The sequence below is a fragment of the Pedobacter insulae genome (assembly GCF_900113525.1).
Classification (GTDB): domain Bacteria; phylum Bacteroidota; class Bacteroidia; order Sphingobacteriales; family Sphingobacteriaceae; genus Pedobacter; species Pedobacter insulae.
Map to the genome: position 1 here is coordinate 99,260 of NZ_FOPP01000007.1, position 12,290 is coordinate 111,549.

Sequence of the window (12,290 nt, forward strand, 5' to 3'; positions counted from 1 at the left end):
ATGAGTAGAAAATCTTTTTTTTATTTGCTTGTATTTTTTAACGTTATGCTAACGGTTATCCCTGTTAGTGCTGCGGATATTTATGTTTCATTAATAGGAAGTGATTTGAATACCGGCACGAAAGAAAATCCCCTAGCTACGTTGCATGCTGCGCTGCGAAAAGCCAGAGAACTAAGAAGATTGAATGATGCAAGTATCAAAGAAGGAATAAGAATTATCATGCAAGCTGGGGTTTATGAATTAACGGAACCTATTGTCTTTCATCCAGAAGATGCTGGAACTCCAAAGAGCCCTACTTTAATAACTTCAGCCCCTAATGAAACGGTAGTACTGAGTGGCGGTATAAACGTTGGCAATTGGAAAAAATTAAATACGCCGATAGCCGGACTTCCAAAAAATACTCAAGGCCAAATTTGGGTAGCCGATGCGCCTACAATGGGTGCAAATACCTTACAATTTCGCCAATTATGGGTGAATGACAATAAAGCAACTCGTGCAAGAGATAGAAATGGAGATTCGATGAACAGGATTTTAGGTTGGGATTTTAAAAACCAAACTTGTCAGATTCCCTACACAAAAGGCATTAATTTCTCGAACTTTGAAGGCGTAGAAATGACTATTCATCAATGGTGGGCAATTGCAAATTTAAGAGTTAAGTCGGCAACGGTACAAGGCAATAGCGTAACGCTGGAATTTTTGCAGCCCGAAAGCAGGATCCAGTCCGAACATCCCTGGCCAGCTCCATGGCTCTCAAAAGAAACTGGCAACTCCGCATATTTCCTCAGCAATTCTGTACAATTCTTGGATGAACCCGGTGAATGGTTCGAAGATTTGAAAAATCACAAAATCTATTACTGGCCAAAAAGTGCGGAAAACATGTTAACAGCAAATGTTACCGTTCCAGTTTTAGAAACATTAGTCAGGGTAGAGGGGACCATAGACCGCCCAATAGGCTATATATCGTTTAAAGGCATTTCCTTTCAGCATTCATCTTGGCTTAGGCCATCCCATAAAGGTCATGTACCGCATCAAGCGGGAATGTATATGCTCGACGCCTACAAATTGAAGATTCCTGGCACAAGCGATAAAAAAACTTTAGAAAACCAAGCTTGGGTAGGGCGACCTCCGGCTGCGGTAGAGGTAAGTTACGCAAATTTTACTCAGTTTGATTCTTGCCGATTTGAACACCTGGCTGCCACAGGTTTAGATTATAAAAAAGGTACGCATAACAATGTCATTAAAGGAAATTTATTTAAAGATATTGGTGGGTCGGCCCTTTTAATCGGACAGTTTTCTGATGAAGCAACAGAAGTACATATCCCTTATAATCCTTCAGACATAAGAGAACTAGCTAGCAACGAAATCATAGAGAATAATCTTATCACTAACGTAACCAACGAAGATTGGGGTACTGTAGGTATAGGTGCAGGTTATGTAAACGGAATAAAAATTTTGCATAATGAAATTAACGAGGTTTCCTATAGTGGTATAAGCATGGGATGGGGCTGGACAAAGTCGAGTAACGCAATGAAAAATAATGTCATCAGTAGCAACAAGATTCATCATTTTGGTAAACATATGTATGATGTGGCTGGTATTTATACGCTTTCAGCTCAACCTAATTCTTTTATTACAAAGAATTATATTGATAGTATTTATGAGGCTCCTTACGCACATTTGCCCGATCATTGGTTCTACCTTTATACGGATGAAGGGTCTTCCTATTTCACAGTGGAAGACAATTGGACACCTTCTGGTAAATTCTTGCAAAATGCAAACGGCCCGGGGAATAAGTGGGTAAATAATGGCAATTTGGTCGCTGATAGCATTAAACTTAATGCGGGACTGGAACCCAAATACCATTACCTTTTAAAAGATAAAGCTCCTGGTTTAAAATCAAGGAAGATTAAGGAAGATGTGCTGCTTCAAAAATCAGTAATTATTGAACTAGTCTTTAAAACAGCTGGACCAGCTAACCTGGCTAAGTTGAAGACTTTTTGCACGGAGAACCAAATTCCGGCAAATTCCATTTACGCATGGAAAAACCGCTTGGTAGTTTATGCTTTTCATCCACAACCTGCCGCCTTGCAAAAAGCAATTGCCAATCGCTTTACTGAGGCCAAAGTTAAGCTTTACCATGACATCATCTACGATTTCAATCGAAAGAAGAACTGTGACTTACCCCTTGCCAAAGAATGGGATCATGTTATATTGTCTGCGAACTTGGTTGGTGATCCAATGCTCCAAAACGAATATCTAGAGCATCATCGTACGCAGTTTGAGCACTGGCCTGAGTTGTCCAAAGGATTTTGCAATGCAGATTTTCAACAGTTAGTTATTTATAAGGATGGCCCGCAATTAATGCTGGTTATTAGCATTCCCAAAGGGAAAGCACTAGATGAACTTAATCCTAAAACGACTGAGAACAATCCAAGGGTTGACGAATGGAATGTCTTAATGAAGAAGTATCAAGAAGGAATTGAAGGAACTAAGCCCGGCGAAGTTTGGGTATTTTTTGAAAAATAGCCGACTTCGTAAGTCGACCTCAAACTACCCGACTTACGAAGTCGGAATTAAAAATTAGTAATATGTTAAGACTAGGGATTTTAGGTTTAGGAGAAGGTAGAAGTACCATTGCTGCAGCATTAGCGAGCGATAAATATGAACTAGCTCATATTTGTGACACCAATTTGGAACTGTGCGAGCAACGGGCCAAAGAATTCGATTTCCCAAATTATACAACTAATTATCAGCAAATGCTGGATGATAAATCCATTGAGGTAATTGCGATTTATACTCCGGATCACTTGCATGCAGAAAATGTTAAACAAGCACTGTTACATGATAAACATGTGATTTGTACAAAACCATTTATTGATGATCTTACCAAAGCAAGTGAATTATTGGCCTTGGGTAAAGCGGTTAACAAAAAGGTCTTCATAGGTCAGAGTTCCCGATTTTTTGAACCAGCCATGCGCCAGCGTAAAGATTTTGCAGCAGGAGAGATTGGCGAATTGATTACCATAGAAGCACAATATCATGCCGATCATCGTTGGTTCTTGAGCAAAGATTGGTCGTTAAAACAGTCATTCAAATGGCTTTATGGGGGATTAAGCCACCCGGTAGATTTTATAAGATGGTATTTGCCGGAAATTGAAGAAGTAATGGGGTATGGGATGCTGAGCAGCAACGGCATAAAAGAGGGCTTAAAAAACCATGATACTATGCACTTTATTTTTAAAGCCAAAGATGGTAGAATTGCACGGGTAAGTGGTGCTTATACCGGACCAACACAACCAGCTTATCGCGATAGCGGTATGAGTACAATTTTAAGGGGAACTGAAGGTGCCAGTCAGGCCGATTACCATGAGCTTAGGTATTCGATTACCACAAAAACCGGAGAACAGAAAATAATTACTTGGGGCGATGCAACTTTAAAACATTATTTCAGGTTTGAAGGGCAAAGTCACCATGCCGGAGAATACCAGAACTATCTTGAATATTTCGCCGAGAGCATTGAGCATGATACCATAGCCCTTCCCGATCTAAAAGAAGGAATTGGTACGGTGGTACTTTTACAAGCAATGGACAAGTCATTAGAAACAGGAGTGCCAGTTAAAATAGATGACATTTTAGAAGCATACAACATACCTTGCTAATTAACCAGATATGAGTCAAATCAGTGCATTTTTAGAACCGGTTGATTATGCTGTTATTACAGCGTATTTAATGATACTCATCGCTTTTGGTTACTACATTTCCTTTGTAAAAAATAAGGCAACTAACGAAAATATCTTCTTAGCTAATAACACTTTAGGTTGGGCAAGCATCGGCTTAAATATGTGGGGTACAAATGTCGGCCCATCCATGCTCATCGCATCAGCAAGTGTGGGCTTTACGAGCGGTATTGTTGCTGGCAATTTTGCCTGGTATGCATTTATTTTCATACTCTTATTGGCAATGGTGTTTTCACCCCGCTATTTAGGCGCTAAAGTATTAACCCTGCCTGAGTTTATGGGAAAACGGTTCGGTGATTCCACTAGAAACATTTTAGCTTGGTATACTTTAATTACCATTTTAATTTCGTGGTTATCGCTCACGCTTTTTGCCGGCGGTATTTTAATCAAGCAGCTGTTGGCGATGCCGATGTATCTATCAGTTATTTTAATGGTGTTGTTGTCGGCTTTTTTCGCCGCCGCTGGGGGGTTAAAAGCCATAGCCTACACCAATGTTTTTCAAATGCTGTTACTCATAGCAGTGTCGGCCTTACTTGTAGTATTAGGCATCAATAAAGCTGGTGGCTTGGTTGCGATATATGAAAATACGCCGGGTTCTTATTGGAATTTATTGCTTCCCGCAAATGATAAAAATTATCCTTGGATCGCAATCTTATTAGGATATCCGATAATGGGCGTTTGGTTTTGGTGTACCGATCAGTCCATGGTACAATCTGTTTTGGGAGCTAAAAATTTAAAAGAAGGTCAGTTGGGAGCAAATTTTATCGGTTGGTTAAAGATTCTGGATGTTCCACTTTTTATACTACCTGGCATAGTTTGTTTCGTATTATATCCGCAGCTAAAAAACCCGGACGAGGCTTATCTTACAATGGTTACGCAATTATTCCCTGTGGGGTTGCGAGGATTGATTATCGTTGTATTGATTGCTGCATTAATTAGTACAATCGGCTCCGCTCTAAATTCTTTGAGCACTGTTTTTACGATGGATATCTATGTAAAAAAATATCAGCCAGCTGCTTCACAAACTAAGATTAAAAAAATAGGCAGATTGGCCGTACTAATTGGTTCTCTAATCTCCATCGTGATAACGTTGGGAATAGATAATATCAAAGGACTAAATTTATTTGATGTATTTCAGTCTGTGCTAGGTTTTATTGCTCCACCTATGGCTGTCGTGTTTCTATTTGGTGTTTTATGGAACAAAACAACAACGAGAGCTGCTAATTTTGTACTGATAATTGGTACTGTTATGAGTTTGGGAACTGGCGTTTTATATCTTTGGGTCTTTCCAAACAGCCTTTATAACTGGCCGCACTTTTTACTGCTATCATTTTATCTATTTGTTGTATTGTCAGCTTTAGCGTTTATAATCACGGTAGCGGATAAGGACGGACAAAAAGATCATCAAACTTTACTAAAAATAGATTCTTCAGCAAAGCCAGATCTAAAGGTAAAACTCCTATGGACTACACTCACAATCATCATGATTGCCCTATATATTTTCTTTAACGGACACTAATATGAAGTATATGCGTTTAAACACTCCCAAATTTTGCCTAATCTTATTGTTGTTTTGCTTTGGCATGCAAGAAGTCAATGCTCAAAAAGCTTCTTGGATATGGTATCCTGGCGATTTTGATATTTACATGAGCAATGTAATGCAGAATCGTAGAACAGAACGTGGCTCATTTTTTCCCCCATTTTGGAAGATGGATAGTCACTATGTACTCGTAGATTTTCATAAGGAATTTAATTTAGCTGCCGCAGAAAAGGTAAAGCTATATGTGGAAGGAGCGTATAATGTTAAAATCGATGGACAAGCTTTATTCGGTTTTCCTAAAACCATAACGATCCCGGCGGGGAAACATAAACTTAGCCTTAAAGTTTACGGACAAGCGAATGTACCAGCTATTTTTGTACAAGGGAAAACGGTGGTGTCAGACAATACTTGGTTAACTACATTCGAAGACAAAGAGTGGATCGACGCTAGTGGAAAAACATCAGATAAATCCGGAACGACTTTCGTAAATGCAGGAACGTGGAACCTAACAGACCCATTAACTCCTCCATCTAAGTTCAAATTACCCGTTACCCCCATGGCAGCGGTCAAAACAGAAAAGAATGGCGCTGGTTTTGTGTCCGACTTCGGAAAAGAAACCTTTGGCTTTGTGAAACTGCATGGGTTAAGGGGAAAGGGCAAATTGATGATCTACTACGGCGAATCAAAAGAAGAAGCCTTATCAACTGATAAATGCGAAACATTAGATGCATTGGAGATAGATCTATCAATGAAAAAGGACTCGGTGATAGGACTTTCTAAAGCTTTTAGGTATGTGAATTGTCAGCATGAAGGTAGTGTATCACTTGATTCCATATCGATGTTGTATGAATATGCTCCTGTGGCAGAAAAAGGTTCATTTAAAAGCTCTGACGTTGAGTTAAACAAAATTTATGACGTAGCTAAATATACTTTCCAACTCAATACAAGAGAGTTTTTTATTGATGGGATTAAACGCGACCGATGGGTATGGAGTGGAGATGCTTACCAAAGTTATTTAATGAATTACTATTCATTTTTTGATGCCCCAACAGTTAAACGAACTTTATGGGCGCAGCGTGGAAAAGATCCGGTAACAGCTCACATCAATACCATTATGGATTATTCGTTCTACTGGTTTTTGGGGATATATGACTATTATAAGTTTACCGGAGACGAAAAGTTTGTAAGCGAGATTTATCCACGAATGAAAAGCCTGATGAAATATATCAATGGCAGGCAGAATAAAAATGGTCTGTTAGAATGGATGCCAGGAGATTGGATTTTTATTGATTGGGCCGACAAATTAAGTAAAGAAGGCGAGGTGAGTTTTGAACAATTGCTATACTGCAGAAGCTTAGAGACCATGGCATTGTGTGCAAACCTAGCGGGAGATGTAGCAGGGGCAGCAGCTTATACTAAACACGCAGCAACATTACGTACCAAAATATTTGATCTGTACTGGAATAACGATAAACAGGCACTCGTTCACAGTCGCATCGATGGCCGACAAACCGATAATGTAACCCGATATGCAAATATGTTCGGCATATTTTTCGATTACTTTACACCAGCGCAAAAACTAGCGGTTAAACAGCATGTTCTGCTCAATGATAATATAAATAAGATAACCACGCCCTACATGCGTTTTTATGAGCTCGAAGCGCTATGTGCAATGGGAGAGCAGGCTTATGTGTTAAAGGAAATGAAAAGTTATTGGGGTGGTATGTTAAATTTAGGCGCTACTTCCTTTTGGGAAGAATACAATCCTGCTAAAAAGGATACCGCGCATTTAGCAATGTATGGCCGCCCATTTGGAAAAAGTCTATGCCACGCTTGGGGAGCTAGTCCGATTTATTTATTAGGAAAATACTATTTAGGTGTGAAACCATTAACGGCTGGTTATCAAACTTATATAATTGAACCGAGCTTAGGTGGTCTATCATGGATGGAAGGCAAAGTACCTACTCCAGAAGGAGATATTGAAGTGTACTGTAGTAACAAAGAAATTAAAATAAGCGCTGCGGTTGGCGAAGGTAAGTTGAGATTTAAAAGCAGCTCGAAACCTGTGGTTAAAAATGCAACGGTTACAGAAATTTCAAAAGGATTATACGAAATTGTGGTTAAAAAAGGAGTAGATTATTCTGTAAAATACGCTGCTGTGAAATAATTAAACTTATAGATTAATGCCGATCCGGTCTTCGATTTTCTTCACGCACTTGTAAGCCGCAGCTAGAATTTCGTCTGTCTTAATATTTTTACTGCTATCTAGCGTACTTAACATAGAAATAGTTAAACACGCAATGATTCCATCTTTATTTTGCTTTCCAATTGGAACCGATATATCTGAAACACCTTCGGCAAGGTCACTAGGCTTAAAATATGCTCCCGTGTCTTTAATGTTTTCGAGGGAGATTAAAAACTCATTACGTTTTTCCTTAGGATATTTTTTAAAGATGTCGTTGTTTCTTAACGTATTAATCTTTTCTTTTTCTGGTAAATAGGCTAAGATAACTTTGCCTGAAGCAGTAAGGGGTAAAGGAAAAAGATTTCCTTCTTCAATGGAAAGGGCAATGGGACCTGGACTTTTTGCATGTATAATTACCATCACCTGGTTCATGTATAAAATGCTCAAATGGCAAGATTGGCGAACATTATTAGCTAACTCTTCTAAGGGAAATTGCGCCGCTTTACGGAGTTCGTCGACCGGCGAGTGACGATGAGAAAGATGGAATAATTTTAACGATAACCTATACTTTCCCGAAACTTCATCCCTTAGAATGTAGCCACGACTTTCTAAGCTCATTAGCATTCTATATATTTCGTTTGGCGTTCTGCCAATTCCAGTAGCAATATCAGATTGTGAGAGTGGAATTGATTGCGCTGAAAGGTATTCCAATACATCAAGTCCTTTGTCCAATGCTGGTGCCTGATATTTTGATTCTTTTTCGTTCATCGTGCTCATTTGGGAAAGCGTTTAATAAATTCAAACATACAAAATGCTTTTTAACATCTATTGGGCAATTGTACTTTTATTTGAGCAAAATACTAATTTTTTAGCTAAATGTATGTTCATATTTAAAAAAAACATTTATATTTGAATATGTAGTAGGCGCTGTTTAACCATTTATAAACCAAATTTTGTTAACAAATTTCACCAATAGAAATACTAGCATAAATTACGCAAATTTAATTTCTTAATGAATAAATTGATTGTTTTTTCTTTGCTGTGCTTTTTAACTAGGTCTGTTTATGCTCAAGAGTTAAAGGTGGTCGACTTAACCTGTCAATATCAGGTAAATCCAACGGGCTTGGAAGTCCAAAACCCAGCCTTGAGTTGGAAGCTGCAGTCGACCCAAAATAATGTAGTACAAATTGCTTATCAAGTTTTAGTGGCCGAGAGTTTGAGCGATCTTAATAAAAATCTAGGAACCATATGGAACTCCAAAAAGGTAAGTACCGATCAGTCTATTCAAGTTAAATTTCAGGGTAAGAGATTAAGTTCAGGAAAAACCTATTTCTGGAAAGTTAAAGTTTGGGACAATAAAAATAATGCAGCCTGGAGTACTGCTTCAAAATGGCAAATGGGGCTCCTAACACCTGAGGACTGGAAAGGTGCAGATTGGATTGCCTATGAAAAATTAGCAGATTCTAATGTAAATGTTTTGCCAACAGATGGTAAAAAGGATAAATATACTGGAAGCAATGTTTTACCTCTTTTTAGGAAGGAATTTAAAGTAACTAAGACGATAAAGAGCGCAACTTTGTTCATCGCTGGTTTGGGGCACTTTGAAGCAAGCCTAAATGGCCAAAAAATCGGTGATCATTTTTTAGATGCAGGGTGGACAAAATACGATAAGCAGGCCTTGTACCTCACATTTGATGTAACCAAGCAGCTCATAAAAGGAGATAACGCTTTAGGTGTTATGCTTGGGAATGGCTTTTATTATGTTCCACCCGTAAAAAATAGGTATCGAAAATTGAAGGTCGCCTATGGCTACCCCAAAATGATCTGTAAGCTTAATATTGAATATAGTGACGGTACCACCGCCGTTATAAATAGTAACGAAACTTGGAAAACGGCACCATCTCCCATTATTTTCTCGAGTATTTATGGGGGAGAAGATTACGATGCAACTTTGGAGCAAAAGGGTTGGGATCGCATCGGCTTTAATTCGCAAGATTGGAAAACGCCTTTAAGCGTAAGCGGCCCTAAACTCAACGCTCAAAAAGAAGAAGCAGTTAAAGTTTTTGAAAATTTTGTTGCACGTACTATTCAGCCCGTGGCAAATAATGAATGGGTATATGACTTAGGTCAGAACGCCTCTGGAATTATCGAACTGAAAGTAAAGGGAAAAAGAGGAGATACGGTACGCATTAGGCCAGCCGAACTGCTAAAGGCTGATGGAACCGTAAATCAGAGTCCCGCTGGTAGCCCATTTTATTTTACCTACATTTTAAAAGGAGACGGTATTGAAACATGGAGACCCCGATTTACCTATTATGGGTTTCGTTATCTCCAGGTTAAAGGAGCATTGCCTGAAAGTAAAATAGAGTCAAATGCCTTAACTCCCAAGCCAATTATTTTGTCATTAAAAGGCCTGCACATAAGAAATGCAGCGAAACATGTAGGTAATTTTTCTAATTCAAACGAGTTATTCAATAAAACTTTTAATTTAATAGATTGGGCCATCAAAAGTAATATGGTGAGTGTGTTTACAGATTGCCCACAAAGAGAAAAGTTAGGCTGGTTAGAGCAGCTTCATTTAATGGGGAATTCTGTCCGTTATAACTACGATGCTGCCCCAATCTTTAGAAAAGCGCTGGAAGACATGAAGCATTCACAAACTGCTGAAGGTTTAATTCCAGAAATTGCACCTGAGTATGTTAAATTTGAATGGGGTGGCGACATGTTCAGAGACTCGCCAGAATGGGGGAGTAGTGGGATCATTATGCCTTGGTATTTGTACCAGTGGTATGGCGATAAACAGGTGTTAATAAACTATTATCCCATGATGCAGCGGTATATTGCTTATTTGGGCACAAAGGCAAAAAATCATATTTTATTGCAAGGCCTGGGGGACTGGTATGACCTGGGCCCCAATCCGCCAGGAGTTTCTCAATTAACCCCAATGGGCGTTACGGGAACGGCAATTTATTATTATGATTTGATGATTTTGCAGCAGATTGCCAGTATATTGGATAAGAAAGAAGAGGCAAAGTCCTATCAATCTTTAGCACAACAAGTTCGAAAATCTTTTAACCAAACGTTTTTTAATCTAGAAACTAAACAATATGCCTCTGGTAGTCAGACTGCCAATGCGATGGCTGTTTATATGGAACTAGTAGAACAAAAGGATAAAAGTGCCGTAGTAGAAAATATAATTAAAGATATTAAGAGCAGGAACAATGGATTAACCGCAGGAGATATTGGTTATCGATATCTGCTAAGAGTATTAGAAAAAGAAAATCATTCCGACGTAATTTTTGAGATGAATAGTCGGTCTGATGTGCCTGGATATGGAATGCAACTTGCAAAAGGAGCAACCGCTTTAACCGAATCTTGGGCAGGATTAACAACAGTTTCCAACAATCATTTTATGCTGGGCCATTTAATGGAATGGTTTTATAGCGGGGTTGGCGGGATCAGGCAAGCAGAAAATAGTTTGGCTTTCAAAGAAATTATCATCCATCCCGAAATAGTGGGAGATTTAACTTGGGCAAAAGCAAGTTACAATTGTCCGTACGGGCCAATTGCCACACATTGGGTAAAAACACCATCAGGCCTTGAGTTTAGTGTAACTATTCCAGCTAACACAACGGCTACGGTTTATCTCCCGGCGTCAGCAAATCAGGAGGTGTCAAATCTTGGTAGTTCGAGCTTTGAAGTTTTAGGCTTTGAAAACGGAAGAATGAGGATTGCTATTGGTTCGGGTACGTATAAATTTAAGGTTAAAGCTCAGCAAAAATCCAATACTGTTGGTCAAGATGTGATGAATAAGATCTATCAGGAGGTTAAAACGCCTTATAAATATGGACTGGTGATGGTTCCTAAGGATACTTTACATAAAATGGACTGCCCCAACATATTCCGTAAAGGAAAGTATTGGTATATGACCTATTTAATTTTTGGAGGGCGAGGCTACGAAACCTGGCTGGCAAAAAGCAAGGATTTATTAAACTGGGATAATTTAGGCCGAATTATGTCTTTTTCCGATACAACAGCATGGGATCAAAATCAAAAAGCAGGCTATAATGCACTTACAAACCCCAAATGGGGAGGTAATTATAAACTGGCCAAGTTTAAGGGTAAATACTGGATGTCTTATTTTGGCGGTAAAGAAAAGGGTTACGAAGTTGAGCCTTTATCGATCGGAATGGCTTATGTAGACCAACATCCCTCCATTGTTCAAGAATGGAAAAGATTGCCCAAACCGGTATTAACTTCTGCTGATAAGGATGTGAGATGGTGGGAAAATCGAAATAAGTTGTTTAAAAGCACAATCATAGCCGATAAAGAGAGGCTCACGGGACATCCTTTTGTAATGTACTATAATGCGGTAGGCGATTCATTGCCAAACAATAAGAAAACCCGTTGGTATGAACGTATAGGAATGGCCGTATCTGATGACATGGTAAACTGGCAAAGATTTTTAAACGACCCGGTAGTTCACCACCCAGTTGGAATTACGGGAGATGCGGTACTTCAAAAGATTGATAACACTTGGGTAATGTTTTATTTTGGGGCTTTTTGGCAAGATCGTAAAGGTGCTTTCAATCGATTCGCTGCCTCAAATGATCTGGTAAACTGGACAGATTGGACCGGAGAGAATTTAATTGAATCATCGGAGCCTTACGACGAACTATATGCACATAAATCTTTCGTATTAAAGCACAAAGGAATAGTCTATCATTTCTATTGTGCGGTGAATAAAAACGATGAGCGTGGAATAGCCGTGGCAACGTCTAAAGAGCTGGGGAAAAGTAAAATAAGTTTTGTAGGAAAAAAATAGAAG

Annotated in this window: 6 protein-coding genes; 5 read left to right on the forward strand and 1 reads right to left on the reverse strand. The window is 38.9% G+C overall.

Going from position 1 to position 12,290, the window contains the following annotated elements:
- From BM207_RS12735 to BM207_RS12750, 4 genes are all read left to right on the forward strand, one after another.
- Positions 1-2,526, forward strand: coding sequence for an L-rhamnose mutarotase (locus tag BM207_RS12735; protein WP_090994550.1), 2,526 nt, complete (start codon positions 1-3; stop codon positions 2,524-2,526).
- Between the two features lie 62 nt (positions 2,527-2,588).
- Positions 2,589-3,659 carry a Gfo/Idh/MocA family protein gene (locus tag BM207_RS12740; protein ID WP_090994552.1) on the forward strand — a complete coding sequence of 357 codons (1,071 nt, stop codon included), beginning with the start codon at positions 2,589-2,591 and terminating at the stop codon, positions 3,657-3,659.
- Between the two features lie 10 nt (positions 3,660-3,669).
- Complete coding sequence (locus BM207_RS12745) at positions 3,670-5,256, forward strand: sodium:solute symporter family transporter (RefSeq protein ID WP_090994554.1); 1,587 nt, start codon at positions 3,670-3,672, stop codon at positions 5,254-5,256.
- Positions 5,257-5,320: 64 nt separating this feature from the next.
- A complete protein-coding gene (locus BM207_RS12750; RefSeq protein WP_245768102.1) occupies positions 5,321-7,444 on the forward strand; it encodes an alpha-L-rhamnosidase-related protein in 2,124 nt (707 codons plus the stop codon).
- A 6-nt stretch (positions 7,445-7,450) separates the two neighbouring features.
- Here the strand turns inward: BM207_RS12750 and BM207_RS12755 are convergent, their stop codons facing one another.
- Positions 7,451-8,239 carry an IclR family transcriptional regulator gene (locus tag BM207_RS12755; RefSeq protein WP_245768103.1) on the reverse strand — a complete coding sequence of 263 codons (789 nt, stop codon included), beginning with the start codon at positions 8,237-8,239 and terminating at the stop codon, positions 7,451-7,453.
- Between the two features lie 235 nt (positions 8,240-8,474).
- Between BM207_RS12755 and BM207_RS12760 the strand changes: the two genes are divergently transcribed.
- On the forward strand, positions 8,475-12,287 hold the full coding sequence (locus tag BM207_RS12760) for a family 78 glycoside hydrolase catalytic domain (protein ID WP_245768104.1): 3,813 nt from the start codon (positions 8,475-8,477) through the stop codon (positions 12,285-12,287).
- The last annotated feature ends 3 nt before the right edge of the window (positions 12,288-12,290 follow it).

Coding starts and splice junctions, on each gene's coding strand:
- BM207_RS12735 (WP_090994550.1), top strand. CDS start 1: ATGAGTAGAAAATCTTTTTTTTATTTGCTTGTATTTTTTAACGTTATG.
- BM207_RS12740 (WP_090994552.1), top strand. CDS start 2,589: ATGTTAAGACTAGGGATTTTAGGTTTAGGAGAAGGTAGAAGTACCATT.
- BM207_RS12745 (WP_090994554.1), top strand. CDS start 3,670: ATGAGTCAAATCAGTGCATTTTTAGAACCGGTTGATTATGCTGTTATT.
- BM207_RS12750 (WP_245768102.1), top strand. CDS start 5,321: ATGCAAGAAGTCAATGCTCAAAAAGCTTCTTGGATATGGTATCCTGGC.
- BM207_RS12755 (WP_245768103.1), bottom strand. CDS start 8,239: ATGAGCACGATGAACGAAAAAGAATCAAAATATCAGGCACCAGCATTG.
- BM207_RS12760 (WP_245768104.1), top strand. CDS start 8,475: ATGAATAAATTGATTGTTTTTTCTTTGCTGTGCTTTTTAACTAGGTCT.